Raw genomic sequence first — 25,354 nt, forward strand, 5'->3', positions numbered from 1 at the left:
TCAGCCTTCCGTGGGGGTTGTTTCGGTTGCGACAGCGCCTTCGGCCGGGGCGGCGGCAGTGGCACCGGCAAGCAGCTCCTGCTCCCATTCGGCCAGCGGCTCCGCGGCCTCGACCACAGGCTTGCCATCACCGCGGCCCGCTCCGGCACGTGCCTGCAGGCCCTCGGCGACCGCGGAGGCAATGACCTTGGTCAGCAGCGCGGCCGAGCGGATCGCGTCGTCGTTGCCCGGGATCGGGTAGTCGACCTCGTCGGGGTCGCAGTTGGTGTCCAGGATCGCGATGACCGGGATACCCAGCTTGCGGGCCTCGCCGACGGCGATGTGCTCCTTGTTCGTGTCGACAACCCAGATCGCCGACGGCACCTTGGCCATGTCGCGAATACCACCGAGGCTGCGCTCGAGCTTGTTCTTCTCCCGGGTCAGGCCCAGGATCTCTTTCTTGGTGCGGCCCTCGAAGCCACCGGTCTGCTCCATGGCCTCGAGCTCCTTGAGGCGCTGCAGCCGCTTGTGCACGGTGGAGAAGTTGGTGAGCATGCCACCCAGCCAGCGCTGGTTCACGTACGGCATGCCGACGCGGGTCGCTTCGGCGGCGACGGACTCCTGCGCCTGCTTCTTGGTGCCGACAAACAGCACGGTTCCACCGTGGGCGACGGTCTCTTTGACGAACTCGTACGCCTTGTCGATGAAGGTCAGCGTCTGCTGAAGGTCGATGATGTAGATGCCGTTGCGGTCGGTGAAAATGAACCGCTTCATCTTGGGATTCCAACGACGGGTCTGGTGCCCGAAGTGGGTGCCGCTGTCAAGCAGCTGCTTCATGGTTACAACAGCCATGCTGATGCCTTACTTGTGTCGGTTGTTCGCCCGGTATCGGCTGAAACCGGGGCCCTGGCGCCTGCTGCGATGCCGAACCCGCTCCGGAGACTCCGGCTACGGGACCGCTCGGCATGCTGTTGCGGATCCCTGAACTACCGGGTCGCGGAGCAGACGCGCGAAGTCAGCCCGCGGTTGCGAGCTGCGTAGAGAAGTTTACACCGAAGCCGGCGACGGTTTTTCCACAGCGGCCCCGTGGCGCACAGATCCGCGAATTTGGCTGGCAGGGACGCCGTCGGCGCATTGAACTGATCATGTGCGACGGGTGGTGATGGCTGCATCCTGGTTGACATCCTGGTTGACATCCTGGTCGCTGCTGGGCGCGGCGGCGGCACATGCCGACGACACCCGGTTGCAGTGGCCGTTGCGGCCGCCGGCGGTCGTGTTGCGTGGTTTTGATGCACCCACACCGAATTGGCGCCCCGGGCATCGCGGCGTCGACTTGGCCGGGGTCCCCGGCGAGCCGATCTTTGCCGCCGGTGACGCGACCGTCGTGTATGCGGGAACCTTGGCGGATCGGCCGGTCGTTTCGCTGGCCCATCCAGGCGGCTTGCGCACCAGCTACCAGCCGGTGCGCCCGACGGTGCGAGCCGGCCAGCACGTGACGGCGGGATCAGCGGTAGGCACCCTGGTGGCTGGGCACCCGGGCTGCCCAGCCAAGGCGTGCCTGCATTGGGGCGCAATGTGGGGGCCGGCGTCGGACGCCCACTATGTCGATCCGCTCGGCCTGCTGAAATCCACCCCGATCCGGCTCAAGCCCGTGACGGGCTGAGCTCCCCGACGGAGGGCCCGGCTAGGCCCGCGGATGGGCCTGATCGTGTACGGCGCGCAGTCGCGAGACCGCCACGTGGGTATAGAGCTGGGTGGTGGCCAAACTGGAATGCCCGAGCAACTCCTGGACCACCCTCAGGTCGGCTCCACCTTCAAGCAGATGGGTGGCCGCGCTGTGACGCAACCCGTGCGGCCCCATGTCGGGGGCCCCATCCACCGCGGCGACGGTTTGATGAACCACCGTGCGGGCTTGCCGCACATCGAGGCGCCGGCCCCGGGCGCCGAGCAGCAGCGCCGGACCGGACTCCGCCGTTGCCAGTGCCGGACGTCCATCTGCCAGCCAGGTCTGAAGCGCTTCGGCAGCGGGTTGGCCAAACGGCGCGGTGCGCTGCTTGTTGCCCTTCCCGAGCACCCGCACCAGCCGATGACCGGTGTCGACGTCGTCAATGTCAAGACCACACAGTTCGCTCACCCGGATCCCGGTCGCATACAGCAGTTCGACGATCAAGCGGTCCCGCAAGGCCAGCGGATCCCCTTGCTGCGCACCGGACTTCGCCGCCGTCATGGCCGCCAGCGCTTGGTCCTGGCGCAGCACGGCGGGCAGGGTGCGATGCGCCTTGGGCACCTGCAGCCGCGCCGCGGGGTCGGTGGCCAACAGCCCGCGCCGCACCGCCCAGGCGGTGAAGGCCTTGACCGCAGAGGTGCGCCTGGCCAGCGTCGTTCGGGCCGCCCCGGCCCCCGCCGCGGTAGCCAGCCACGACCGCAGCACGGGCAGACTCAGTGCCCGCAGGTCAGCGCCGCGGCCAGCGAGGTAATCCAGCAGCGATCGCAGGTCGCCCAGATACGCGCGACGAGTGTGGGCCGAGCGGCCGCACTGCAGTGCGAGGTATTCGTCGAACTCCTCGAGAATCGCTTCGCTGTTGTCCGGCACTCCCCCACCGTCGCAGACAGCGCTGCGGGTTTCAGTTGACGCGCCGCAATGTGTCCGGGGTGAGATCTTTGCGCGTGGGATACCCGTCGACGGCCATGATCAGGTCGGCTTCGGCGAGCAACATGCGCAGTACATGCACGACGCCGTCCACGCCGCCCAGCGCCAATCCGTAGGCGTAGGGCCGCCCAATGCCGACCGCCGTCGCGCCCATCGCCAGCGCCTTGATGATGTCGGCGCCACTGCGAATCCCCGAGTCGAAAAGCACCGGCAGCCCGTCGGCCGCCTCGACCACACCCGGCAGACAGTCCAGGGCCGGAAGACCGCCGTTGGCCTGGCGTCCGCCATGGGTGGAGTAGTAGATGCCGTCCACGCCCCCGTCCTTGGCGCGCCGGGCGTCATCGGGATGGCAGATGCCCTTGACGATGAGTGGCAGATCGGTGAGTTCGCGCAGCCAGGCGAGATCGCTCCAGGTCAGCGGGTTTCCGAAGAGCTGGGCCCAGCGCAGCACGGTCCCCTGCGGGTCTTCCTCCGGGGGGGCGGGGCAGGCCGGCGCAGAACACCGGGTCGCTGGTGTAGTTGCTCAGGCAGTGTCCGCGTAGTTGGGGAAAATTGGCGGTGCTCAGGTCACGCGGCCGCCAGCCGGGGATCCAGGTGTCGAGGGTGACCACGATGCCCTTGAAACCCGCGGATTCGGCGCGCTGCACCAGGCTGGCGGCCAGCTCGCGATCCTTCGGCGTGTACAGCTGAAAGAACCCGGGGGTGTCACCGAACTCGGCGGCCACGTCTTCCATGGGGTCGGCTGTCAGGGTGGAGACCACCATCGGGACTCCGGTGCGGGCCGCCGCGCGCGCGGTGGCCAGGTAGCCGTGGCCGTCCTGGGCGCACAGTCCGATGACGCCGATCGGTGCCATGAAGATCGGTGAGGGCAGGGTCAGTCCGAACATCTCCACGGTCAGGTCGCGTTCTGCGGCACCGACGAACATGCGCGGCATTAGACCCCACCGGTCGAAGGCCTCACAGTTGGCGCGCTGGGTGCGCTCGTCGCCGGCCCCGCCGACTACGTATGACCACACCGACGGCGGCAGCGCCATCTGGGCCCTGGACTCCAGTTCGGCGAAGGCCATCGGCAGCCCTGGCACTACCCCGGATAGCCCCTGGAAGTAGATCTCGTACTGGTAATCGCCGAATGCCATGCGATGAGAATGCCAGCCAGCGGTCAGCTACCCGCTTCTGCCTCCGCCAATTCCTTTTTCCATTGCCGGAACGTCTCCTCGGTGCGCCCGCGCCGCCAGTAACCGGAGATTGAGGACGCCCATTTCGCATCCACGCCCCGCTCCTTGCGGATGTAAGGGCGCAAGTTGTGCATGACGGCCTGGGCCTCGCCGTGGATGAAGACGTGCACCTGACCCGGAAGCCACAGGGCGGTCTTGACGGCCTCGATCAGCGGCGCATGGTCGCCGGCACGATCCGCTGAAACCAGATCGGCGCGACCACCTCGGTAAACCCAGTTGATCTGGACCGACTCCGGCGCGCGCAATTCGATCTCGTCGTCGGGACCGGCAACCTCGATGAACGCTTTGCCGACAGCGTCGGCGGGCAGCGCCTCCAGCGCAGCGGCGATGGCCGGCAGCGCGGATTCATCGCCGGCCAGCAGATGCCAGTCGGCCTCCGGGTCGGGCTTGTAGGCGCCGCTAGGTCCCATCAGGTAGACGAGCTCGCCAGGTTGCGCGGCCGCCGCCCACTGGCCGGCTACCCCGTGTTCGCCATGCGCCACGACGTCGAGCACGATTTCGCGCGCCGCGGCATCGACGCGACGGACGGTCAGGGTCCGCACCGCGGGCTGCTTCTCGGGCGGAAGACTGCAAAAGCTATCCAGTGTCAACGGCCGAGGCAGTGTGGCCACGTCGACGTCATGTGCGACGAAACCAGCTTGACGTAAGAGTCGGTGAATTCGCTGGGAACGAATGTGTCGAAGCCGCTGCCGCCGACTCGCACCCGGACCATGTGGGGCGCGAGTTGTTGGGTACCCACGACTTCGAAGGTGTGTACAGGTCGACCCGCCACTACTCCTCCTGTCCAGATCCGACCCCAGTCGACTATACGAGCCGCGCCCGCACGCTCTCGGCCGCGGTCCGTGCGCGGCCGGCACGCACCAGGCGCCACCGCCCGCCGTCACGCTCGGCCAGTCCGGCCACCTCGAGGATCGCCAACCACCCCATCACCTGTTCGGCCACCAGCCCGGATGCGACAGCGATCTCGTCGACGCTCATCGCGCCGCGACCCGGCAATGCCTCATAGACCTGACTTTCGGACTGGCTGAGTCCGTCCAAAACGGAAGTGGGCCGCGATTGTTCGAGGGACAATTCGCCGATTCGACCGACCAGTTCGACTATCTCATCGGCGCGGGTGATCAGCTGCGCCCCGTTGCGAAGCAGCACATGGCAGCCCGCCGAAGCCGATGATGTCGCCGGCCCGGGCACCGCGGCCACGATCCGCCCCAGCGCCCGAGCCCACGCGGCGATGTTGGCGGCACCGCTACGTAGCCCCGCTTCGACCACGACCGCGGCGCCACCGAGAGCAGCCACCAACCGGTTGCGGGTGAGGAACCGATGCCGGGCCGGCCGCACACCCGGCGGGTATTCGGTGACCAGCAAGCCGTGCTGGCCGATCCGATGGAGCAGGGCCGAATGCCCGGTGGGATAAGGGATGTCGATCCCACCGGCCAGTACCGCCACCGTGGTGCCCTCGGCAATGAGCGCTGCGCGATGGGCCGCTCCGTCGATTCCGTAGGCACCGCCGGAGATGACCGCAACGTCACGTTCGACCAGGCCGGCGGCCAGATCCGCGGCCATGTGCTCGCCATAGGCCGTCGCGGCGCGGGTTCCCACGAGAGCGGTCGCGCGCTGAACCACCTGGTCAAGGCGGGCGGGACCCTGCACCCACAACGCCATCGGAGCTCCGCCGTTTCCCTTCGCCCGGATCGCCGAACCAGAAAAAGCCGTGAAGGCCACCACCGGCCACTCGTCGTCGTCGGGTGTGATCAAGCGCCCGCCACGGCGCGCGAGTTGCTCGAGATCTGCTGCGGCCCGATCGATCTCGCATCTGGCCCGGGTCAATCGGGCAAGCTCGCCATCGACCTGGCCGCGCCGAACCCGCTCGGCCGCCTCTACCGGGCCGACTCGTTGCACCAGGGCAGCCAATTCCGCACACGGCGGCTCCGCCACGCGCGACAGGTAACCCCAGGCCCGCAAGGCACTGCCGGACGCGCTCATCGGCAAGCTCCCGGCTGCCGAAAGCTCAGCGCGGTCGACACCTCGTCCAGGCCGGGTGCCGCCCGGCCGGCCAAGTCCGCCAAACTCCACGCGACTCGCAGAGTTCGATCGACACCGCGGATGCTGAGCAGCCCCCGATCCAGCGCCGTGCGCAACGGGACCATCGCTGAGTTGCCAAGCCGGAATTCCCGACGCAGCAGGGGGCCGCTGACTTCTGCATTGGTGCGAAAGCCGTGCGGCCGCCACCGCTGGGCGGCCGCGTTGCGGGCCTGGGCCACCCGGTCACGAACCTGCGAGGTCGACTCGCCCGCCACCGCCGAGAAGGCTCCGGCCCGCACCGGGTGCATCTGCACCCTCAGGTCCACCCCGTCCAGCAACGGCCCCGACAGTTTGCCGAGGTAACGTCGCTTTACAGCCGTCGCACAGATGCAGTCTTGCGGGTCCGATGGAGCGCATGGACACGGGTTTGCGACAAGCACCAGCTGAAATCGGGCCGGGTAACACGCAACTCCGTCGCGGCGGGCAAGGCGGATTTCCCCGTCCTCCAACGGAGTTCGCAACGCTTCCATGGCGCTGACGCTGATCTCGGCGCACTCGTCGAGAAACAACACCCCACGATGTGCCCGGCTGACGGCGCCGGGGCGGGCCATGCCCGTGCCGCCCCCCACCAGCGCGACGACGCTGGAACTGTGGTGCGGCGCCACGAACGGCGGCCGGGTGATCAGCGGGGTGTCCCCCGACAATAAACCAGCCACCGAGTGGATCGCGGTGACCTCCAGTGACTCGCCGCGCGACAGCGGCGGCAGTAAACCCGGAAGGCGTTGTGCCAGCATCGTTTTGCCTACCCCGGGCGGACCGGTCAGCATGAGATGGTGCGCACCGGCCGCCGCCACCTCGACCGCAAAACGCGCTTGGGACTGCCCGAGCACATCGGCCAAGTCGGCCGAGGTCCCCTCGCTGGTGGCCGCGGGCCCGCTGGGACTGTCCAAATCGGCAGCACCCGTCAGCCAGCCCTGCAGTTGTCCCAGGGTGCGCACACCCCAGACATCGATGCCATCCACCAGGCTGGCCTCGGCCAAGTTATCCGCCGGAACCACCACGGCCGGCCAGCCATCGCGTTTGGCGGCCAACACGGCCGGCAGCACGCCACGCACCGCGCGGACCCGGCCGTCCAGCGACAACTCCCCCAACAACAGCGTCTTTTCCAAACGCTGCCACGGCTTTTTTCGCTGCGCCGACAACACCGCGGCGGCCAGGGCAATGTCGTAGACCGAACCCATTTTCGGCAGGGTCGCCGGCGACAGTGCGAGCGTCAGCCGGGCCATTGGCCAGCTGTTGCCGCAGTTGGTGACCGCCGCGCGAACCCGGTCGCGGGATTCCTGCAGCGCCGCGTCGGGCAGACCCACCAGATGCACTCCCGGCAGCCCCGAGCTGATGTCGGCTTCGATTTCCACGATCTCGCCGTCCAGCCCGCACACCGCCACCGAGAACGCCCGCCCCAGCGCCATCAGCCCACGCCCATCAGATGCGTGATCTCGGGGTTGGCTCCGCGCCCGATGCGCACCCCGATGACATCGAGGCGCACGGCCGCCCAGCCGCGGTCCTGACCGGCCAGCCACAACCCGGCCAGGCGGCGCAGCCTGCGGACCTTGCCTTCGGTCACCGCCTGGGCCAGCCCGCCGTACCCGTCGCCGGTGCGCGTCTTGACCTCAACGAACACCACGGTGCGGGTGGCAGGTTCACAGGCGATCACATCGAGTTCACCGTAGCGGCACCGCCAGTTTCGGGTCAAGATCTCGGCAAGCATCACGAGAAATGCCCGTGAAGCGCCCTCGGTGCATCACGTAAAAATGCCCGCGAAACGGTCGATCCTCAGCAGGCATGGGAAGTGGGCTGTCGATGTCGTCTCGGGCCGAGATCACCGCGAAGTTCGCCAGGGCGTATGTGGGGGCGCCGAAGGCGGACAAGGGGCAGATTCTGGATCAGGTGGTGGCGGTCACCGGCTGGTCGCGTGACAACGCCCGGCGGCGGTTGAGGGCGGCGGCCGCGCCGCCGGGAGCGGGTCGGCAGGTCGCCAAACGGACTCGCCGGCAACGCAATCCGAAGTACTCCTAGGATGCGCTCAAGGTGTTGCAGAAGGTGTGGGCGGCCTCAGGCGGGCAGTGCGGCCGGTACCTGGCCGCTTCCATGGCACTTCAGTTGGATGCTCTAGAACGCCACGGCGAACTGGTGGACGGCCGTGACCGTTACGGCCCGGCGGTGCGTGCCGAGCTGTTGGCGATGAGCAGCGCCACGATCGACCGCTACCTGCGCGGCGCCAAGGCCCGCGACCAGATCTCGGGTGTGTCGACGACGAAACCCTCCCGCTGCTGCGGTCCTCGATCACCATCTGCAAAGCAGGCGATGAGGCCGAAGAATCTCCGGGGTTCTTCGAAGGCGACACCGTGGCGCACTGCGGCCCGACACTGAAAGGTGAGTTCGCCCGCACGGTCAACCTCACCGACATGCACATCGGCTGGGTGTTCACCCGCACGGTGCGCAACAACGCCCACCCCACATCCTGGGCGCCCTCAAAACCGGAATTACTAAAATCCCTATAAGGTAACGGGTTTGGACTTCGACAACGGCACCGAATTCCTCAATAAGGCGGTCATCAAGTGGGCCGCGGACATGGAGATCTTCTTCACCCGCTCACGACCCTACAAGAAGAACGACCAGGCCACCATCGAGTCCAAAAACAACCACCTCGTGCGTCGCTACGGGTTCTACTACCGCTACGACACCGACGAAGAACGCGCCGTGCTCAACCGGCTGTGGCACCTGGTCAACGACCGGCTCAACTACCTGACCCCCACCATCAAACCCATCAGCTACGGCTGCAGCCGCGACGGTCACCGCCGCCGGCTCTACGACAAGCCCCAGACCCCCCTGGACCGGCTGCTGGCCGCCGGAGTCCTCTCAGCGGCCCAACAAACAGAGCTGCTCACCTACCGCAACAGCCTCAACCCCGCCGCGATCGCCCACCAGATCGCCGACCTGCAAGCCGCCCTGCTCAGACTCGCCAAAGACAAGACCGAACAGCTCTACCTCGCCGCCATACCCGCCGCTCTACCCGCCCTCAAAGCCGGCATCCGCATCAAAAGCAAGACCACCACCTGACCCCGATTTCGCGGGCATTCCTTACCTGATGCATGAACCAGGTTTCGCAGGCATCTTGACTTGATGCATCACGGATCTGTAGCCCTGACCGCTCAGATGCTCCACGGCCAGCTGCTCAACCAGGGCTCCCAGTTGCATGCGAGTCAACGTCTTCATGCGCCCAAACCTGCACGCCGGCCCCGACACTGGCCGCCGGACCGAGGGCGTCAGGGAAGCAAAACCGCCCGATTATCAACAGTCGCACACTCGTCCACAACGGGCCGACAGCGGATTCAGACGATGCGGTCAGGGCGCGTGTAGACGTTCATCGAGTCTTCCCGCAGAAACGCCACCAGCGTCATCCCGGATTCTTCGGCCAGCGAGACCGCCAGCGACGACGGGGCGGAGACCGCGGCCAGCACCGGGATCCCGGCCATCAGCGCCTTCTGCGTCAGCTCGAACGATGCGCGACCGCTGACCAGCAACACCGCCCCCGCCAACGGCACCCGATCGTGCTCGATGGCCCAGCCGATGACCTTGTCTGCCGCGTTGTGCCGGCCGATATCTTCGCGGATCACGTGCATTGTGCCGTCCGCGCTGAACAACGCCGCGGCGTGCAGGCCGCCGGTGCTCGCGAAAACCTTTTGGCCACTACGGAGTTGGCCGGGCATCGCCTCAAGCGCACCGGCCGTGATGGTGGCCGGATCGTCGCCGGGCGAAAATCGGCTGATCAGCCGCACCGCGTCCAGCGACGCCTTGCCGCAGACTCCGCACGACGAGGTGGTGTAGAAGTTGCGGGTCACATCGAGGCCCGGCGGGCTTACCCCGGGCGCCAGCGTGATGTCCAAGACGTTGTAGGTGTTGACGCCATCGGCACCGCGCCCGCCGCAATAGCGGACCGTCAGCACATCGTCACGGTGGGCGATCACCCCTTCGGTCAGCAGGAAACCGCGCGCGAGCTCAAAATCCGAGCCGGGGGTGCGCATGGTGACCGATATCGGCACACCATTGACGCGGATCTCCAGCGGCTCCTCGACGGCCAGGGTTTCCGGTCGGGTGATCGCATCACCGGCGGCGAGGTGCTTGACCCGCCGACGCGCCGTTACGTGGCCCACTGACCGGCTTCGATTGGCCCCGCCGCCGAATCGCACCGGCAGCAGGCCACGGCATCGGCAGGGACCGCAGAACACCCGAACACGGCCTCAACGTACCTCGATTGCGCACCGCCCGTCGGATCGGCCGGCCACCGTCATATCGCTGCAGCCAGCGCCGACAAGGTGTCAGCTGACGAGTGCGTCGGCGACCAGCCGAGTTCGCGTTTCGCCTTGGCGGTGTCCATCACCACGGGTTGTCGAACCGCATGAAGCCATTCGAGCAGCGGGGTTACCAGCGGAAATCGAGAAATCGCCGCGGATGCGACCGAGGCGGCAGCCGCTGGGACCCGGACCGGACGGCCGCCCAGCGCCCTGGCCATGTCGGTGATCGTCACGACCCCGTCAGCGGCGATGTTGTAGGCCCCCGCGGGCACCGGTGCGGTCGCTGCCAACGCTATCGCGGCTGCCACGTCGTCGTGATGCACCAGCTGCACCGGAACACCCGGATCCGGCACGATCGGCTTCAGCATCGGCACCAGCCGGCTCAGCGCGCGCACCGGCGCGGGCACCTGCCTGCATGGCATGGCCTCGGCCAACGAGTAGGCGTGCGGGCCCGCGACGATACACGGGCGCAGGACGAACACCTGCAGCAACGAGTCCTCGGTGATCTTGGCGAGCGCTGCCTCGCTTTGCGCCTTCTGCTCGGAGTAATAGTGCTCCGGTGATCCACGCGCGGGTACATCCTCGGTGATGGCCGCCGGGTTGTCCGAGTGGTAGCCGTAGGCCGCCACCGACGACGTGTAGACCAAGCGTCGTGGCCGGCGGGCCGCGACGGTGGCTTCGAAGACGTTGCGGGCGCCCTGCAGATTGACCTGCGCGCTCTCGGCACGCGATCCGAGCTTGATGAACGCCAGGTGGACCACCACATCGGCCGAGGCGACCAACGCGTCGACCGCATCGCGATCCAAGATGTTGCCCCGCTGATAGGTGGTCTTGGACCAGCCGTAGATGGCCGGGTCAAACGGCCGGCGCGCCATACCGACGATCGACGCCACGGCCGGCTCCCGCTCCAGCGCAGTGACCGCCGAGATGCCGATATCTCCAGTCGGCCCGGTAACCGCGACAGCAACACCCACCTAGAATGGGTTTCCGCCAGCGACCGCGCCCAAACGCAGGACCAAAACCCGCAATGTGTGCGGGGCCTTGCGCGCGGCTATCCCGGTTGGTGTTGCTCGAGTTCGGGGAGACGAATGATGAAGCTGATCGCACCCACCGATTCCATGTTCTTGCTCGGCGAATCGCGCGAACACCCGATGCATGTGGGGGGCCTGCAGCTGTTCCAGCCGCCCGAAAATGCCGACGAGAACTTCGTCACCGAGGCATATGAAGCCATGCTCGGCTGCACCGACGTCCAGCCCATGTTCCGCAAGCATCCCGCGTTCTTGGCCGCGATGACCAACTTCGCGTGGACATTCGACGACGACGTGGAGCTCGACTATCACTTCCGCCGGTCCGCTCTCCCCCGGCCAGGCCGGGTACGGGAGCTCCTCGAGCTGACCTCTCGGCTGCATGGCAGCCTGCTCGACAGGCACCGGCCCCTCTGGGAAGCCCATCTGGTGGAGGGACTCAACTACGGGCGCTACGCAGTCTACATCAAGTTCCACCATTCATTGCAGGATGGGGTTTCCGCGCAGAAGCTGATGCAGCGCGCATTCAGCACCGATCCGGATGACGACGAGATCCGGGTGCCGTGGGAACTAAAACCGCGGCGCCGCTCGAACCCGGGGCACAGATCCTCACCGCTTCGGCTACTCACCGAGACGGTTGGCGCCACAGCGTCTCTGGCGCCCTCGGCGCTGTCGCTGGCCCGCGCAGCGCTGCTCGAGCAGCAACTGACCCTGCCGTTTAGAGCTCCAAAGACAACGTTCAATGTCCGGATCGGTGGAGCACGCCGGGTGGCCGCCCAGTCCTGGTCCCTCGATCGCATCAAGGCGGTGAAGAACGCGGCAAACGTCACCGTCAACGATGTCGTCCTGGCGATGTCGGCCGGCGCGCTGCGCGCCTACCTGATCGATCAACACGCACTTCCCGACGCCCCACTGATCGCCATGGTTCCGGTGAGTCTGCGCAAGGAAGGCGATGCCGATCGCGGCGGCAACATGGTTGGCACCCTGCTGTGCAACCTCGCGACCAACCTCGACGACCCGATGAAACGCCTCCAGGTGATCAGCCAGTCGATGTCGGACAACAAGAAGGTGTTCGCTCAGCTTCCCCGCATCCAGCAGCTGGCGTTGTCGGGCTTACTGACCGGCGGTTTGGTGTTCGGACTGGTTCCCGGTTTCGTGGCCACCGCGCCGCCACCGTTCAACATCGTCATCTCGAATGTGCCCGGCGCGCCCAAACCGCTGTATTGGCGGGGCGCGCGGCTGGTCGGAAACTATCCACTCTCAATTGCCCTGGACGGCCAGGCGATGAACATTACAGTTACCAACAACGCCGACAATCTCGATTTCGGGCTCGTCGGTTGCCGGCGCAGCGTGCCTCGCCTGCAGCGCATGCTCGGGCACTTGGAGACATCGCTGAAAGAGTTGGAACGCGCTGTCGGAGTTTGAGGGCCCGACGAGGCCCGATAATCTACGCCAGCGCACTGGGGGGCGACTCCCCCCTGCCACCCGAAGTGAGGGAACACGTGACGGCCACACCGAAGGACAGCAACCCGGACTCGGTACCGGGTGGGACGACCGCCGACCCGGCGACAGTCTTTGCGGCCCTCTCCGAGATCATCTATCAGGGAGCCCAACCCGCCGAGATGTACTCCGCGATCTGCATCGCCGCCACCCTGATCGTTCCGGGGTGTGACCATGCCAGCTTGCTGGTCCGCACCGATGACCGCTACATCACCGTCGGCGCCAGCGACCGGCTGGCCCAGCACGTCGACGAACTCGAGCGCAAAGCCGGCGACGGCCCGTGCATCGACGCCATCGAGGAAGAAACGCCGCAGATCGAAACGGACCTGACCACTCCGACGCAATGGCCGAAGTTTGCGGCCGCGCTTCTGGCCCAAACACCGGTACGCGGCGCCATGGGATTCCGGCTGTTGGTCGACAAGCGCAAGGGCGCCGCACTCAACCTATTCAGCGAAACCCCCAACAGTTTCGATACCGAGTCCGCCGGCCGTGCGGCGGTGCTGGCATCGTTTGCGAGCGTGGCGGTCAACGCCATCGCACACGGCGAGGATGCCGCCAGCCTGCGCCGCGGGCTGCTCAGCAACCGCGAGATCGGAAAAGCCGTCGGCATGTTGATGTTGCTGAATGGGTTCACCGAGGATGAGGCGTTCGACCTGCTCCGCCACCATTCCCAGAGCCTCAATATCAAGCTCGCCGATGTTGCCCGCACCGTCATCGAAAACCGTGGCCAGCTGCCCCCCGAAGCCCTCGAAACCGACGACACGGTCAACCCCACCGTCAGCGGCTAGGAGAACTATTCGGGCAGCCTCAGCTCGGGCTTCTCCACCTCTTCGATGTTGACGTCCTTGAAGGTGACCACCCGCACCTGCTTGACGAACCGAGCCGGCCGGTACATGTCCCATACCCAGGCATCGGCCAGTCGTAGCTCGAAATACACCTCGCCATCGGCGTTGCGCGGCACCATCTCCACACTGTTAGCCAGGTAGAAGCGTCGCTCGGTTTCCACGACGTAGCTGAACTGGCCGACGATGTCCTTGTATTCGCGGTACAGCGAGAGCTCCATCTCGGTTTCGTACTTCTCGAGATCCTCTGCACTCATCTGCTCAGACGTCCTTCTCCCAACAATTTGCCAAATCTCCCACTCGGGGCCCTGCAGGACTCCGCGCGCCACCGGCGGCGCCGATCGCCGCCCGGTCGGAAATCTTGCCCCATCTTTCCCTACCCGGTTCCGTCACGCTCTTGGGGAGGGTCCGCTTCGCACTCGGCCGTCGCGGCGCCGTTGGACCGGGTGGCCACTCGGCGAACGTTGATGAACGACCGACGATGCTCGGGGCAGGGCCCTAGCTGGGTCAGCGCCAGTGTGTGTGCGCGGGTGCTGTAGCCCTTGTGCTCGGCGAATCCGTATCCGGGGTACTGGGTGTCCATCGCCACCATCAGCCGGTCGCGGCTGACCTTTGCCAGCACGCTGGCCGCGGCAATGCAGGCGGCGGCCGCGTCGCCACCGATCACCGGCAGCGACGGCACCGACAATCCCGGGACCCGAAAGCCGTCGCTGAGCACATAGCCGGGGCGCACCGACAGCCCGGCCACCGCGCGCCGCATGCCTTCGATGTTGGCCACGTGCACACCACGACGGTCGACCTCCACGGACGGAATGAACACCACGTGGTAGGCCAGGGCATAGCGGCAGATCAACGGGAACAGCTTTTCCCGAGTCTTTTCGGTGAGTTTTTTCGAATCGTCGAGGGCGGCCAAGCTCTCGTAGCGATTCGGCCCGAGTGCACAAGCGGCGACCACCAGCGGGCCCGCGCACGCACCTCGCCCCACCTCATCCACACCGGCAACCGGTCCCAGACCGCTGCGCTGCAGCGCGGACTCCAGCGTGCGCAGTCCGGAAGACTTGCGGATCACGGTTCGTGGCGGCCAGGTGGTGGCCACGGTTACTGGCCCGTTTGGGGGTTCACCGAACGCACCACGCCCCACCGCGACGGCGGCCACACGATGAACCGTGCCTTGCCGATGACGTTGGCCACCGGCACGGTGCCGGCCATGGCGTCCCCGGTGCACAGCATGGGGCAATGTGCCCGCGAATCCGCCGAGTGGGTCCGATTGTCGCCCATCACCCACAGCCGGCCCGCCGGGACGGTCACCGGCCCGAATTCGCTGCCCAGGCAGGGGTAGACGGATGGGTCAGCCAGCATGGTGGCCGGATCCAGATATGGCTCCTTGAACGGCTTACCGTCGACGGTCAACCCGGTGTCGGAGCGGCATTGGACGGTCTGTCCGCCCACCGCGATGACGCGTTTGACCAAATCGTTCTCGTCCGGGGGCACGAAACCGATGAACGAGAGGGCGTTTTGCACCCAGCGCAGAGCGGTGTTGCTCGAACGTATCGACTTGTAGCCGATGTTCCACGACGGTGGTCCCCTGAAGACGATGACGTCACCGGGCTTGGGCGAAGTGAACCGGTAGGTGAGCTTGTCCACCATGATGCGGTCACCGACGCAGGTCGAACACCCGTGCAGGGTGGGCTCCATCGACTCCGACGGAATCAGGTATGGACGCGCCACAAACGTCAACATGACGTAGTAGATCACTATCGCGATGACGGCCAGGGTCGCGAGTTCGCGCAGGGTCGATTTCTTGGCCGGCTTCGACTCGTCCTCGTCGGCCGCCCTCGACTCCGCCCCAGGTTCTTCCTGATCCGCCGCAGCCGGGGCATCAGCACCTCGAGCAGCGAGCGGCGCCTCCGACTGACCTGCGTCGGGCTCGCGCTCAGATGAGGAGTCCGTGGTTTCGGTCACGTGATCAGCGTAGCCAGCGCACGCCGTAGCCTTCGAGACTGGCGAGCCACTGGCGAGTTGAACCGCCGGTGGTGCCCAGGCAGGCCGGGATGGCCACCAAGGCCGCGCCGGTCAGCGCTTCTCCTTGATCTTGGCCTTCTTGCCGCGCAGTTCACGAAGGTAGTACAGCTTGGCGCGACGAACGTCACCGCGCGTTATCACCTCGATGTGGTCGATGTTCGGCGAGTGCACCGGGAACGTCCGCTCGACGCCGACGCCGTAGCTTTCCTTGCGCACTGTGAACGTCTCGCGGATGCCCCCACCCTGCCGGCGAATCACCACACCCTTGAACACCTGGATACGCTCCTTGGCGCCCTCGATGACTTTGACGTGCACATTGATGGTGTCGCCCGGGCTGAAGGCCGGGATGTCGTCGCGCAGCGACGCCTGGTCGACGAAGTCCAGCCTGTTCATTGGAAAGACACTTCCTCCGGATCGCGGCTCGGCAGACCGCATACACGCAGGCACGCGGCACTTACCAAGCCAATGGATATGGGCTTTATGGGTGTATCTCGCAGCAGGCGGAGCAAGCGGCCCGCCGACAACTGCTAAAGACAACTGGCCAATTGTGCCAGACGGTACGCATGCAGTGAAAATCACAGGAAATCCGGGCGGTTCACATCGTCCGCAAAGCGCCTGCAAGTGGTACATATGACAGGTGCCAAACCGCGCAGGCCGAACCCTCAGCTTTGCGTGATTCCCGGGGCAGATGGCAGTGCGGCCGCAACACTTGCGCGTCTTCGCGTTACCGGAGAGTGCTGAAGGAGAAGCATGCGAGCACGGCCGCTGACGATGCTGACCGCCGCTGCGGCGGTGGCATTGGTGGTATCGCTGGTGCTCACCGGTTGCGAGGCAAAGGTGCAGGCCAAGGCGTATGGCACCGATGATCGCGAATCATCCCGGCAACAGTCCCAGCCCCAGCAGCAACAGCTGATCGAACTGCTGCTGCGCGCCATCACGCCGCCCGAGGATCCTGCCGCGCTATTGCCCTCGGCCGGTCTGGTCGGGGTTCAAGAACGCATCCAGCGGGCAACCGAGGAAGCCGCCGCCAAGGGCGCCACCATCACGGTCGCGATCCTGGACCGCGCTACCCACCAGCTGGTCTCCAACGGCAAGACCTCGATCATCGCAACCGCTTCGGTGTCCAAGCTGTTCATCGCCGACGAGTTGCTTTTGCGGGCGTCCCAGGGCATGACCACCCTTTCTGCCCAGGATCGCCAGGCCCTCGACAACATGCTGCGCTCATCGGATGACGGCGCCGCCGAGCAGTTCTGGGGCGAGCTCGGCGGCGATGCCATCGTCACCGAGATCGCGACCCGGTACGGATTGGCCGCCACCGCACCACCCAGCGACGGGCGCTGGTGGAACACCTTCAGTTCCGCACCTGACCTGATCCGCTACTACGAGATGTTGCTCGACGGGGAGGGTGGGCTGCCGTTGCAGAGTGCCGCCATCATCGTCAACGACCTGGCCCAGTCCACTCCGAACGGAATCGACGGCTACCCACAACGGTTTGGCATCCCCGACGGCCTCTCTGCCGAACCGGTCGCGGTCAAGCAGGGTTGGATGTGCTGCATCGGCGCCGACTGGATGCATCTGTCGACCGGAATCATCGGCTCGGACCGCCGCTACATCATGGTGATCGAATCGCTGCAGGCCTCCGATGACGCCACCGCGCGCGAAACGATCACCCAGGCCGTCAAGACGATGTTTCCCGCCGCCCGGATCTGACCCGGTCCGGCGCGGGCCCTACGGCCCCTCAGCGCCCGTCTTACCGGCGAGCAGACACAGAATCGCGCCAAACCGCTTCGCGATGTGCGATTCCGTGTCTGCTCGGCAGGGCTACTCCGGTGGCGCGAGGTCGGGCCGGCGCTCCCGGGTGCGCCGCAACGAGACCTCCCGGCGCCAAGTGGCGATGCGCGCGTGGTCACCGGAGAGCAGGATCTCGGGCACGTCGAGCCCCCGCCAGCTCGGTGGCCGGGTATAGCTGGGCCCCTCCAGCAACCGATCCAGTTCCGGCGAGAACGAATCCTCTTGGTGGGATGCGGGATTGCCCAGCACTCCGGTCAACAATCGCAGCACGGCCTCGATCATCACCACCGCCGCGGATTCCCCGCCGGGCAGGACATAGTCGCCGATCGAGACTTCCTCGACCCGCATGCGCCGGGCCGAGTCCTCGGCGACCCGCTGGTCTATCCCCTCATACCGGCCGCAGGCGAACACCAAGTGCTGCTCGGCACTCCACCGTCGCGCGGTGGCCTGGTCGAACAGCGAGCCGGCGGGCGTCGGGACAACCAGAAGCGTTTCAGCCGAACATATTTCGTCGAGCGCTTCCCCCCAGACCGGCGCCTTCATGACCATTCCGGGCCCGCCGCCGTAGGGCGAGTCGTCTACCGAGTGGTGCACGTCGTAGGTCCACCGGCGCAGGTCGTGCACCTGTAGGTCGACGAGGCCCGACGCAATCGCCCTGCCCGGCAACGATTGCCGCAGCGGGTCCAGGTACGCCGGGAAAATCGTCACCACGTCGATTTTCATGACACCCCCTAAGACCCCAGTTCCAGCAGCCCGTCGGGCGGGTCGATCTCGAGGATGCGGTCGTCCAGCGACACCGACGTGACGATCGCGACGACGAACGGAACCAACACCTCGCCGGAATCACATTTGACCGCCAGCAACTCGCCGGCACCGGTGTGCAGTATCTCGGCGACCACTCCGACGTCTTGGCCCGCCGTGGTCCGGACCCGAAGTCCCTCCAACTGGTGGTCGTAGTAGGTGTCGGGCTCGTCGATCGGCGGCAGGTCGGCGGAATCGATGACGAACAGACTGCCACGCAGCCCATCCGCCGTGTCCCGGCCGTTCACCCCGGCCAATCGCACCAGCAGCCGCGCACCGTGCTCACGCACGCCTTCGATCACATAATTGCGGCCGGTGCCGCCGTCTCGGGATCTCTTGGCGCGCAGGCTGGCGCCCGGCGTGAACCGGCGGTCCGGTTCGTCGGTTCGGATCTCGACGACAACCTCGCCGGTAATCCCGTGCGCTTTCACCACGCGCCCGATTACCAGCTCCATCGGTGCTCCATGAGCAAGGCTTCGCTACTGGTCGGTGTCCACCACGTCAACGCGGATACCACGGCCGCCGATGCCGGCGACCAGTGTCCGCAGTGCCGTTGCGGTACGTCCCCCGCGCCCGATCACCTTGCCCAAGTCGTCGGGGTGGACGTGGACTTCGACGGTGCGTCCGCGACGGCTCGTCACCATGTCCACCCGCACATCGTCGGGGTTGTCCACGATTCCGCGGACCAGATGCTCGACAGCGTCGACCACGACAGTTCTCATAGCGGTCGTCAGCTCCCGGCCGATTCGGTCTGCTTACCCTCGGCGGAAGCTTCCACCTTCTCGGCCGCTGCATCGGCGTCGCCTTCGCCGCCCTTGGCCTTCTTGGCCGGCGACTTCTTCTTCGGCTTGGTGGCCTCGGTGGTGGGACCACCCTCGGCGGCAGCCAACGCGGCGTTGAACAGTTCGAGCTTGCTGGGCTTGGGGGGCTTGACCTTCAACCGGCCCTCTGCGCCGGGCAGGCCCTTGAACTTCTGCCAGTCACCGGTGATCTTGAGCAGCTTGAGAACGGGTTCGGTGGGCTGCGCCCCCACGGACAGCCAGTATTGGGCCCGCTCGGAGTTGATCTCGATCAGGCTCGGCTCTTCCTTGGGGTGGTAGCGGCCGATGACTTCGATCGAGCGACCGTCACGCCGGGTGCGAGCGTCCGCGACCGCGATGCGGTACTGCGGGTTGCGGATCTTGCCGAGCCGGGTGAGCTTGATCTTTACAGCCATGAAAGCGATTTCTCCTGTGTGTGCACGCTGCAATTCAGCGATCCGGGCGGGATGCCGGGAACCGGTTTTGCCTCGCGTGTTCAACCACCGGGCGGTATCGCAACGATGCACGGTCGCGCGGTGGACAGCCGCCCATTGTGCCAGAGCACCCTGCGATCCCGGAAATTCGCTCGATCCGCCAACGCACCGCTGGGGCGCGCCGGCCTCAGGGGCGTCGATCGAAGCGCTTCGTTTCGGCGCGGCGGCTCATCCGCCAGCCCTCGGCGGTGCGCACGAACTCGTCGTCGTACCACAGCCCGAGCAACATGGTGGTGGGCTTATCGTCGGCGAACACCATCGGGTTGAAGCAGAAAGTGCGCGCGGTCGCGGTGTCGCCGGCGAGCCGAATCGATGGCAGACCCAGCATGTGCGCGTAGTTGGCGAAGTTGGGCAACACCTCGGCAAGCCACGCCTTGACGTGCGGGTACTGGCCGTCGATGCCGCCCATCGCGCGGTAGTCGATATAGGCGTCCGGGGTGAACACCTTGTCGAGGTCATCGAATCGGCTCAGGTCAATGGCGGTGGAGTAGTCCACGAGCAGCTGCTGGATCTCTAACCGGTCAGAAATTTCGGGCAGGCTCAACATGATTCGATTCAACACCGCCGATCCGTTCGAAAATAGGCGTCCCGAAGCCGCGGAAGTTACACTTTGCGCCCATGCGAAAGGTCATGGCCGTAGCCGCGGCGCTGCTCACGGCCGCCACCATCAGCGGTGCCACCGCATCGGCCGATACCGAAATGCAGCCGGCCGGATCGGTGCCAATCCCCGACGGTCCCGCACAGACCTGGATCGTCGCCGATCTGGACACCGGCCAGGTGCTTGCCGGGCGCGACCAGAATGGCACCCACCCGCCCGCGAGCACCATCAAGGTGCTCCTGGCTTTGGTGGCGCTCGACGAGCTCGACCTGAACTCGACCGTCGTCGCAGACGAGGCCGACACGCACGTGGAGTGCAACTGCGTCGGCGTCAAACCGGGTCACACCTACACCGCCCGCCAGCTGCTCGACGGCCTGCTGCTGGTGTCGGGCAATGATGCCGCCAACACGCTGGCTCAGATGCTCGGCGGCCAGGACGCCGCGGTCGCCAAGATGAACGCCAAAGCCGCCGCGTTGGGCGCCATGAACACCCACACGGCCACTCCCTCGGGATTGGACGGCCCCGGCGGGTCGGGATGGTCGACCGCTCATGACCTCGCGGTGATCTTCCGCACCGCGATGGCCAATCCGGTGTTCGCGAACATCACCGCGGAGCCGTCGGCGATGTTCCCCGGCGAGGATGGTGAGCACCCGATCGTCAACCAAGACGAGCTGTTACAGCGCTATCCGGGCGCGATCGGGGGCAAGACGGGTTACACCAACGCCGCCCGCAAGACCTTTGTCGGTGCGGCGGCCCGAAACGGCCGCCGGCTGGTGATTGCCATGATGTACGGGCTGGTCAAAGAGGGCGGGCCCACCTACTGGGACCAGGCCGGAAGTCTTTTCGACTGGGGATTCGCCCTCAACCCCCAATCCGGCATCGGATCTCTGTAGCCGCCGGCGGGCTCGACCGCTAGGGAGCGGTATCCGGCACCGCGGCGCTCAGTAGCGCGGCGAGCACCGGGATTCGCTGCTCGTCGATGTCCGGCTGAGGCAACACCGCGCCCACGATCGCGGCTCCGTCGAACACGTTGGTCAACAACGCCACGATGGCCGGGAAGGTCTCCTCCGGGAAGCCCATAGCGCCGGGCAGGGTGCGCGCGGCGTCGTAGATCTTGGCGCGATATTGCCCCAGGACGTGCTGCAGGGTTTCTTTGAGCTTGTCGTCGGTGCGCGCCGCGATCATGAGTTCATACAGCACCGCGTTGGTCGCCCCGGCGGTGATGTCTCGCAGTATTGCCAGCGCCGCTTCCAGCGCCGGCCGGTCCGCGGGTATTTCGGCGACTTGCTTGGTGAAGGTGTCCAGTTGCCGGCGTAGCACCTCGTAGGCGGTCGCCGCCATGAAGTCGCCCATCGTCTCGAAGTGACGGAACAGAGCGCCCACCGACACGCCGGCACGCTTGGTGATGATGGCCGCCGACGCCCGGGCGTATCCGACCTCGACGATGGTGTCGATGCTGGCCTGCAGCAGCCGCGCGACGGTTTCTTCGCGGCGTTGCTGCTGGGTCCGGGCCATCTCAGGCGCTGACGCTAGCTGCCGTGTATCGCTGCCCCGCCCTCAGGTACCGGCCCGACCGCACCGTTTGACCATAGCCGTCCCGGAACTGGCCGCTGCCGAACACCACGGCACCGGCCACACCGGTGGCGATCACGGTCGCGTCGTTGCGATTGACCATGCGCGACAGGCCGCCATAGAACGGCACCTGCGCCTCGTGATAGCCGTCGACCGATTCGTCGAGGTGGGCCGGGTCGATCACCACGAAGTCCGCGCGGTCACCCTCGCGCAACGTGCCGGCATCGACGCCAAACCACTCGGCCAGTTCACCGGTCAGGCGCTACACCGCCTGCTGCAGGGACAGGAACGGCTTTCCGGCCCGCTCGGCGTCCCAGGTTCGCTTGAGCAACCGCAGCGGGAAGTTGTAGAAGGCCATGTTGCGCAGGTGCGCGCCGGCGTCGGAGAAGCCCATGTGAACGCCGGGCTCGGCGGCCAGCTTGTTGAGCTGTTTGGGACGGTGGTTGGCGACGACGGTCGTCCAGCGCACGTTGCGTTCGCCGTTTTCGACGAGCACGTCGAGGAACGCATCGAGTGGATGCAGCCCGCGCTCGTCTGCGATGGCCCCGAAGCTCTTGCCGATCAACGACTCGTCGGGGCACTCGACGATCACCGCGTCGTGAAAGTCTTTGTGCTACAAGGACAGTCCGAGTTTGGTGCGGTCGAACTCACGCCGAAACTCGCGACGGTAGGACTCGTCGGCCAACAATTGGTTGCGCTCCACTTGTTCGCGAAGGTGCAACGCCGCGGTGCCGGCGCCGAACTCCTCGAAGACCGGCAGGTCGATTCCGTCGGAGTAGAGCTCGAACGGCACCGGCAGGTGCTGGAATCGGACGCTGGCGGCCAACAGCTTGTTCAGCAGCCGGGCACCCAATCCGAACGTGTGCACCGCCATCGGCATCGACTTGGAGTCGGCAGAGACCAGCAAGCTCATCCGAACTCCCTTGCGGCGGTTCAGGATCCGACTGCTGGCCAGGAAGAACAGCAGCGCCGAAGCGGGCTTGTCGACGTTGGGTGCACTCTGCAGGATTCGCCCGCGCTTGCGCAAAACTTTGATCAGCCGGCGCCGTTCCCGCCACGTCGCGAAGGTCGACGGCAGCGCGCGCGACCGGAAGCGCTCACCGTCGAGCTTGTCGATCGCCGAGTCCATCCCGGACATGCCGAGCATCCCGGCATCGAGTGCCTCATCGAGCAGCGTGGCCATCCGCCCCAGCTCGGCTTCGCTGGGCCGCACGCTCGCGTCGGTGGCACGTTCGAGCCCGAGGACGGTGGCTCGCAGGTCCGAATGACCAAGCAGTGAGCTCACATTCGGACCAAGCGGCAGGGAGTCGATGGCCGTGATGTATTCGGCCGCGTTCGACCATGCGCGTTCGTTCTTGGCGGCAGACAAGGCACCCAAGACGAACTGGCGCGGCACCGCCTCGACCCGACTGAACAGGTCGGCGGCATCTTCGGCGCCCGCGTAGACCGTCGACAGGGAGCAGTTTCCGAGCAACACCGTGGTGACACCGTGGCGTACCGACTCGCGCAGCCCGGGATCGAGTAGCACCTCGGCGTCGTAGTGGGTGTGCACGTCGATGAAGCCGGGCATGACCCACTTGCCGGCCGCGTCGATGACCTGGGCGCATCCGGTCTCATCCAGCGGGCCCGCCGACACCGTCGCCACCACGCCGTCGCGGATTCCGAGCGTGCGGGTTTGCGGCGCGCTGCCGGTTCCGTCGAACCAGAGTCCGTCACGGATGATCACGTCGTAGGTCACAGTTCCTCCAGATTGCGGGTTGCAGGCAATCTAACATAGATAGCGATCACTCGCAATCTTTTTTGGATTCGCGCTCCTCCCCCATTTGTGCTGGGCAGTTGTCGGTCAGCGGCCGGGGCCCGACGGCGCAGTGGTCGGGGTGGTCGGGGTGACCGTTGGCGTCTCGGACGGGGACTCGGACGTGGCAGGCGCCTGAGGAGCTTTGGGAATCGTCACCGGGTTGGGCACCTTGACCCCAGGCGGAATATCGCCACTGCGGCTAGCCACCGCGGGGATCCGGATCACGGCCGATTGTTGGCCGCACTCATCGGTTTCCACGGTGACCACCAGATCACCGACGAGGTCACCCGTGGATTGCGGGCGCAGCGTCAGCACCTGCACTGTGGTCTGGGTGTTCGCCTCGCCATTGGGCCCGATGCAGGCAAACCGCACCGTATCGGGCCGCGATCGCCACTGACCTTCGAAAAACTCCATGATGATGGGGGGAATACCCTGCTTGGCCTGCCCATGACCGTAGCCGTCGAGCATGGCGGCAGCCGCGAGGCACCCCGTCGGTATGCACGAGGATTGGATGGCCCACCAGGTGGTCACATTGGGCGGCTGTGGGCTGGGTCTGCCGTTGTAGAGCTGCTTGGCGCGTTGGATTTCTATGCTGTAGGTGCCGTCCAGGGGCTCCGGGGTGGCGGCCTGGGGGCTGGTGGCCGACGTGCTGGGCGCGGGCGGTGAACTGGTTGCGGGGGCCGCTGCTGGAGGTGGGCTGCTGGTTATCTCACGCAGGCTCGGGATGGCGACGGCCAGCATGCCCACCAGCAGGATCGCGGCCACCGACCCGATGAGAATGCGCCGTAGCCTGCGCTTGCGCGGCTCACGGCCCGCCGCGGAGAATTCGTTGAGCCGCCGTGCCAGCGACGCTGCCACCGCCTGCAGCAGGGTGGCGGGCGGCTGGGGAGCCATCGGCATGGGTACGGGTTGGGCCGGGGGCTGCGGCGGTGCGACCGCCGGCCAGCCGTAGGCCGGGTAGTCAAGGACCTCGCGGTCCTGGCTCGCACCGGTGGCCCCGGCATCCGGGGAGAGGTCCCAGGACGCGCCCACCTCCATGTCGTCCCGGCCGGCAGCGCCGAAACTGCCCCCGACCTCATCGCGCAGCGCATCTGCTAGCTCGTGGCAGGTCCGGAAGCGGCCGGCCGGCTCGGTTGCCAGCGCTCTGGCGAACAGCGCATCCAGCCGTGCCAGGTCGGGACGCAGGTCGCTGAGTTTGGGCGCCGCGGATGGGGAACCGCCAACCGGGGCCGCGCCGGTGAGCAGGATCATGGCGGTGGCCGCCAACGCATACTGGTCGGAGCGCCCGTCGGCCTCGGCGCCGGTGAGTTGTTCGGGCGCCACAGATCCGGTCGCGTCGCCCGGCGCGCCGTGGGGAGCTGCTATGCCGAAGCCTTTCAACAGGATCCGGGGTTGGCCCTCCCCCGCATTCGTCATCACGATGTTGGCGGGTTTGACGTCGCCGTGGACGAGCCCGCGTTGATGGGCATAGTCGAGGGCGTCGGCGACCGGAGCCACGATCTCGAGTACCTCGCCGACCGGCAAGACCGCGGGAAACCGATCGCGCATCAGCTGCCCGACATCGATGCCCTCGATGTAGTCCATCGCGATCCACAGCCTGCCGTCCAGCTCACCGTGGGCGCGAACCTCAACGATGTGCGGGTGATAGAGCCTGGCCGCGATCGCGCTGTCGCGCTCGAATCGCCGGCGGAATACGTCATCCGATGACCACGACTGCGGAAGGATCTCGAGCACCTGCCAGCCCGGAAAGCCGGGTTCGCTAACCAGACAGCTCTCACCGGTCGCGTCCGCGCGCAACCTGCGAACCACGGTGTAGCCGGCATAGACCGCACCGTTGTCCAAGGCCATTTCGCGATAGTAGCCAGGCGCGAGT

26 protein-coding genes and 6 pseudogenes are annotated in these 25,354 nt (G+C 66.5%); 9 read left to right on the forward strand and 23 right to left on the reverse strand.

Features of this window, described 5'->3' with window-relative positions:
* A complete protein-coding gene (gene rpsB / locus G6N41_RS24140; protein WP_012393618.1) occupies positions 1 to 831 on the reverse strand; it encodes a 30S ribosomal protein S2 in 831 nt (276 codons plus the stop codon).
* Positions 832 to 1,141: 310 nt separating this feature from the next.
* Here rpsB and G6N41_RS24145 point away from each other — a divergent pair, with 310 nt between their 5' ends.
* The gene (locus tag G6N41_RS24145; protein WP_036455788.1) at positions 1,142 to 1,642 is read left to right on the forward strand and encodes a M23 family metallopeptidase; all 501 of its coding nucleotides are present in this window, start codon (positions 1,142 to 1,144) and stop codon (positions 1,640 to 1,642) included.
* Between the two features lie 21 nt (positions 1,643 to 1,663).
* Here the strand turns inward: G6N41_RS24145 and G6N41_RS24150 are convergent, their stop codons facing one another.
* The 7 genes and pseudogenes from G6N41_RS24150 to G6N41_RS24175 form a co-directional block, all read right to left on the reverse strand.
* Positions 1,664 to 2,572: a tyrosine recombinase XerC gene (locus tag G6N41_RS24150; RefSeq protein ID WP_020728268.1), complete on the reverse strand. Its 909-nt coding sequence runs from the start codon at positions 2,570 to 2,572 to the stop codon at positions 1,664 to 1,666.
* Positions 2,573 to 2,603: 31 nt separating this feature from the next.
* Positions 2,604 to 3,765 (reverse strand): annotated as a pseudogene (locus G6N41_RS24155) (alpha-hydroxy-acid oxidizing protein).
* 23 nt (positions 3,766 to 3,788) lie between these two features.
* Positions 3,789 to 4,274: a siderophore-interacting protein gene (locus G6N41_RS30185; protein WP_407663846.1), complete on the reverse strand. Its 486-nt coding sequence runs from the start codon at positions 4,272 to 4,274 to the stop codon at positions 3,789 to 3,791.
* Positions 4,275 to 4,316: 42 nt separating this feature from the next.
* Positions 4,317 to 4,576 (reverse strand): annotated as a pseudogene (locus G6N41_RS30190) (siderophore-interacting protein); the annotation flags it as partial.
* Between the two features lie 92 nt (positions 4,577 to 4,668).
* Positions 4,669 to 5,844, reverse strand: a complete 1,176-nt coding sequence (dprA, locus tag G6N41_RS24165) for a DNA-processing protein DprA (RefSeq protein WP_198965887.1) — start codon at positions 5,842 to 5,844, stop codon at positions 4,669 to 4,671.
* Positions 5,841 to 7,352: a YifB family Mg chelatase-like AAA ATPase gene (locus tag G6N41_RS24170; protein WP_198965888.1), complete on the reverse strand. Its 1,512-nt coding sequence runs from the start codon at positions 7,350 to 7,352 to the stop codon at positions 5,841 to 5,843. Before G6N41_RS24170 ends, dprA begins: the two co-directional genes overlap by 4 nt.
* A pseudogene (locus tag G6N41_RS24175) lies at positions 7,352 to 7,639 on the reverse strand (YraN family protein); the annotation flags it as partial. The gene G6N41_RS24170 and the pseudogene G6N41_RS24175, both read right to left, overlap by 1 nt.
* Positions 7,640 to 7,743: 104 nt before the next feature.
* Here G6N41_RS24175 and G6N41_RS24180 point away from each other — a divergent pair.
* The 4 genes from G6N41_RS24180 to G6N41_RS24195 all read left to right on the forward strand — a co-directional run bounded on the left by G6N41_RS24180 (position 7,744) and on the right by G6N41_RS24195 (position 9,003).
* Positions 7,744 to 7,959, forward strand: coding sequence for a hypothetical protein (locus G6N41_RS24180; RefSeq protein ID WP_198968062.1), 216 nt, complete (start codon positions 7,744 to 7,746; stop codon positions 7,957 to 7,959).
* Positions 7,960 to 8,031: 72 nt separating this feature from the next.
* Entirely contained in the window at positions 8,032 to 8,313 is a 282-nt protein-coding gene (locus G6N41_RS24185) for a hypothetical protein (protein ID WP_198965176.1), read from the forward strand.
* Complete coding sequence (locus G6N41_RS24190) at positions 8,289 to 8,444, forward strand: hypothetical protein (protein WP_198965232.1); 156 nt, start codon at positions 8,289 to 8,291, stop codon at positions 8,442 to 8,444. Before G6N41_RS24185 ends, G6N41_RS24190 begins: the two co-directional genes overlap by 25 nt.
* Before the next feature lie 10 nt (positions 8,445 to 8,454).
* On the forward strand, positions 8,455 to 9,003 hold the full coding sequence (locus G6N41_RS24195; protein ID WP_231608476.1) for a hypothetical protein: 549 nt from the start codon (positions 8,455 to 8,457) through the stop codon (positions 9,001 to 9,003).
* Positions 9,004 to 9,084: 81 nt separating this feature from the next.
* Here G6N41_RS24195 and G6N41_RS24200 read toward each other — a convergent pair.
* From G6N41_RS24200 to G6N41_RS24210, 3 genes and pseudogenes are all read right to left on the reverse strand, one after another.
* A pseudogene (locus G6N41_RS24200) lies at positions 9,085 to 9,159 on the reverse strand (YraN family protein); the annotation flags it as partial.
* Between the two features lie 116 nt (positions 9,160 to 9,275).
* Positions 9,276 to 10,097: a formate dehydrogenase accessory sulfurtransferase FdhD gene (fdhD, locus tag G6N41_RS24205; RefSeq protein ID WP_020728262.1), complete on the reverse strand. Its 822-nt coding sequence runs from the start codon at positions 10,095 to 10,097 to the stop codon at positions 9,276 to 9,278.
* A 134-nt stretch (positions 10,098 to 10,231) separates the two neighbouring features.
* Positions 10,232 to 11,212, reverse strand: a complete 981-nt coding sequence (locus G6N41_RS24210) for an NAD-dependent epimerase/dehydratase family protein (protein WP_198965889.1) — start codon at positions 11,210 to 11,212, stop codon at positions 10,232 to 10,234.
* Between the two features lie 117 nt (positions 11,213 to 11,329).
* On the opposite strand from G6N41_RS24210, the gene G6N41_RS24215 reads away from it, so the two are divergent.
* Together G6N41_RS24215 and G6N41_RS24220 are read left to right on the forward strand one after the other, a co-directional pair.
* Entirely contained in the window at positions 11,330 to 12,688 is a 1,359-nt protein-coding gene (locus G6N41_RS24215) for a WS/DGAT/MGAT family O-acyltransferase (RefSeq protein WP_198967998.1), read from the forward strand.
* A 77-nt stretch (positions 12,689 to 12,765) separates the two neighbouring features.
* Positions 12,766 to 13,551: a GAF and ANTAR domain-containing protein gene (locus G6N41_RS24220; protein WP_198965890.1), complete on the forward strand. Its 786-nt coding sequence runs from the start codon at positions 12,766 to 12,768 to the stop codon at positions 13,549 to 13,551.
* Positions 13,552 to 13,556: 5 nt separating this feature from the next.
* Here the strand turns inward: G6N41_RS24220 and G6N41_RS24225 are convergent, their stop codons facing one another.
* The 4 genes and pseudogenes from G6N41_RS24225 to rplS form a co-directional block, all read right to left on the reverse strand.
* On the reverse strand, positions 13,557 to 13,862 hold the full coding sequence (locus tag G6N41_RS24225; protein WP_012393608.1) for a DUF2469 domain-containing protein: 306 nt from the start codon (positions 13,860 to 13,862) through the stop codon (positions 13,557 to 13,559).
* 4 nt (positions 13,863 to 13,866) lie between these two features.
* Positions 13,867 to 14,701: pseudogene (locus G6N41_RS24230) on the reverse strand (ribonuclease HII).
* Positions 14,702 to 14,703: 2 nt separating this feature from the next.
* Positions 14,704 to 15,567, reverse strand: a complete 864-nt coding sequence (lepB, locus tag G6N41_RS24235; protein ID WP_198965891.1) for a signal peptidase I — start codon at positions 15,565 to 15,567, stop codon at positions 14,704 to 14,706.
* Positions 15,568 to 15,678: 111 nt separating this feature from the next.
* The gene (rplS, locus tag G6N41_RS24240) at positions 15,679 to 16,020 is read right to left on the reverse strand and encodes a 50S ribosomal protein L19 (protein WP_198965892.1); all 342 of its coding nucleotides are present in this window, start codon (positions 16,018 to 16,020) and stop codon (positions 15,679 to 15,681) included.
* Positions 16,021 to 16,377: 357 nt separating this feature from the next.
* On the opposite strand from rplS, the gene G6N41_RS24245 reads away from it, so the two are divergent.
* The gene (locus G6N41_RS24245) at positions 16,378 to 17,337 is read left to right on the forward strand and encodes a serine hydrolase (protein ID WP_198965893.1); all 960 of its coding nucleotides are present in this window, start codon (positions 16,378 to 16,380) and stop codon (positions 17,335 to 17,337) included.
* Between the two features lie 111 nt (positions 17,338 to 17,448).
* On the opposite strand, the gene trmD is transcribed toward G6N41_RS24245, so the two are convergent.
* The 5 genes from trmD to G6N41_RS24270 all read right to left on the reverse strand — a co-directional run bounded on the left by trmD (position 17,449) and on the right by G6N41_RS24270 (position 20,060).
* Entirely contained in the window at positions 17,449 to 18,141 is a 693-nt protein-coding gene (gene trmD / locus G6N41_RS24250) for a tRNA (guanosine(37)-N1)-methyltransferase TrmD (RefSeq protein WP_012393603.1), read from the reverse strand.
* A gap of 8 nt (positions 18,142 to 18,149) precedes the next feature.
* On the reverse strand, positions 18,150 to 18,674 hold the full coding sequence (gene rimM, locus G6N41_RS24255; RefSeq protein ID WP_198965894.1) for a ribosome maturation factor RimM: 525 nt from the start codon (positions 18,672 to 18,674) through the stop codon (positions 18,150 to 18,152).
* Between the two features lie 24 nt (positions 18,675 to 18,698).
* Positions 18,699 to 18,941 (reverse strand): RNA-binding protein, encoded by a 243-nt coding sequence (locus G6N41_RS24260; RefSeq protein WP_198965895.1) that lies wholly within the window; start codon positions 18,939 to 18,941, stop codon positions 18,699 to 18,701.
* Between the two features lie 8 nt (positions 18,942 to 18,949).
* On the reverse strand, positions 18,950 to 19,435 hold the full coding sequence (rpsP, locus tag G6N41_RS24265) for a 30S ribosomal protein S16 (RefSeq protein WP_198965896.1): 486 nt from the start codon (positions 19,433 to 19,435) through the stop codon (positions 18,950 to 18,952).
* Positions 19,436 to 19,640: 205 nt separating this feature from the next.
* Positions 19,641 to 20,060 (reverse strand): nuclear transport factor 2 family protein, encoded by a 420-nt coding sequence (locus G6N41_RS24270; RefSeq protein WP_198967999.1) that lies wholly within the window; start codon positions 20,058 to 20,060, stop codon positions 19,641 to 19,643.
* A 71-nt stretch (positions 20,061 to 20,131) separates the two neighbouring features.
* Between G6N41_RS24270 and G6N41_RS24275 the strand changes: the two genes are divergently transcribed.
* Positions 20,132 to 21,004 (forward strand): D-alanyl-D-alanine carboxypeptidase family protein, encoded by an 873-nt coding sequence (locus G6N41_RS24275; protein ID WP_198965897.1) that lies wholly within the window; start codon positions 20,132 to 20,134, stop codon positions 21,002 to 21,004.
* A gap of 19 nt (positions 21,005 to 21,023) precedes the next feature.
* On the opposite strand, the gene G6N41_RS24280 is transcribed toward G6N41_RS24275, so the two are convergent.
* From G6N41_RS24280 to G6N41_RS24290, 3 genes and pseudogenes are all read right to left on the reverse strand, one after another.
* On the reverse strand, positions 21,024 to 21,626 hold the full coding sequence (locus tag G6N41_RS24280) for a TetR/AcrR family transcriptional regulator (protein ID WP_020728250.1): 603 nt from the start codon (positions 21,624 to 21,626) through the stop codon (positions 21,024 to 21,026).
* Position 21,627: 1 nt separating this feature from the next.
* Positions 21,628 to 23,451 (reverse strand): annotated as a pseudogene (locus tag G6N41_RS24285) (N-acyl-D-amino-acid deacylase family protein).
* 75 nt (positions 23,452 to 23,526) lie between these two features.
* Positions 23,527 to 25,329 (reverse strand): serine/threonine-protein kinase, encoded by a 1,803-nt coding sequence (locus G6N41_RS24290; protein WP_198965898.1) that lies wholly within the window; start codon positions 25,327 to 25,329, stop codon positions 23,527 to 23,529.
* Positions 25,330 to 25,354: the final 25 nt, after the last annotated feature.

The organism is Mycobacterium shottsii (assembly GCF_010728525.1).
In the GTDB taxonomy this organism is placed as follows: domain Bacteria; phylum Actinomycetota; class Actinomycetes; order Mycobacteriales; family Mycobacteriaceae; genus Mycobacterium; species Mycobacterium marinum.

Coding starts and splice junctions, on each gene's coding strand:
- G6N41_RS24290 (WP_198965898.1), bottom strand. CDS start 25,329: ATGGCCTTGGACAACGGTGCGGTCTATGCCGGCTACACCGTGGTTCGC.
- trmD (WP_012393603.1), bottom strand. CDS start 18,141: ATGAAAATCGACGTGGTGACGATTTTCCCGGCGTACCTGGACCCGCTG.
- G6N41_RS24145 (WP_036455788.1), top strand. CDS start 1,142: ATGGCTGCATCCTGGTTGACATCCTGGTTGACATCCTGGTCGCTGCTG.
- rplS (WP_198965892.1), bottom strand. CDS start 16,020: ATGAACAGGCTGGACTTCGTCGACCAGGCGTCGCTGCGCGACGACATC.
- rpsB (WP_012393618.1), bottom strand. CDS start 831: ATGGCTGTTGTAACCATGAAGCAGCTGCTTGACAGCGGCACCCACTTC.
- G6N41_RS30185 (WP_407663846.1), bottom strand. CDS start 4,274: ATGGGACCTAGCGGCGCCTACAAGCCCGACCCGGAGGCCGACTGGCAT.
- rpsP (WP_198965896.1), bottom strand. CDS start 19,435: ATGGCTGTAAAGATCAAGCTCACCCGGCTCGGCAAGATCCGCAACCCG.
- G6N41_RS24245 (WP_198965893.1), top strand. CDS start 16,378: ATGCGAGCACGGCCGCTGACGATGCTGACCGCCGCTGCGGCGGTGGCA.
- dprA (WP_198965887.1), bottom strand. CDS start 5,844: ATGAGCGCGTCCGGCAGTGCCTTGCGGGCCTGGGGTTACCTGTCGCGC.
- G6N41_RS24170 (WP_198965888.1), bottom strand. CDS start 7,352: ATGGCGCTGGGGCGGGCGTTCTCGGTGGCGGTGTGCGGGCTGGACGGC.
- G6N41_RS24260 (WP_198965895.1), bottom strand. CDS start 18,941: ATGAGAACTGTCGTGGTCGACGCTGTCGAGCATCTGGTCCGCGGAATC.
- G6N41_RS24215 (WP_198967998.1), top strand. CDS start 11,330: ATGAAGCTGATCGCACCCACCGATTCCATGTTCTTGCTCGGCGAATCG.
- G6N41_RS24280 (WP_020728250.1), bottom strand. CDS start 21,626: ATGGCCCGGACCCAGCAGCAACGCCGCGAAGAAACCGTCGCGCGGCTG.
- G6N41_RS24180 (WP_198968062.1), top strand. CDS start 7,744: ATGTCGTCTCGGGCCGAGATCACCGCGAAGTTCGCCAGGGCGTATGTG.
- G6N41_RS24275 (WP_198965897.1), top strand. CDS start 20,132: ATGCGAAAGGTCATGGCCGTAGCCGCGGCGCTGCTCACGGCCGCCACC.
- rimM (WP_198965894.1), bottom strand. CDS start 18,674: ATGGAGCTGGTAATCGGGCGCGTGGTGAAAGCGCACGGGATTACCGGC.
- G6N41_RS24270 (WP_198967999.1), bottom strand. CDS start 20,060: ATGTTGAGCCTGCCCGAAATTTCTGACCGGTTAGAGATCCAGCAGCTG.
- G6N41_RS24225 (WP_012393608.1), bottom strand. CDS start 13,862: ATGAGTGCAGAGGATCTCGAGAAGTACGAAACCGAGATGGAGCTCTCG.
- G6N41_RS24185 (WP_198965176.1), top strand. CDS start 8,032: ATGGCACTTCAGTTGGATGCTCTAGAACGCCACGGCGAACTGGTGGAC.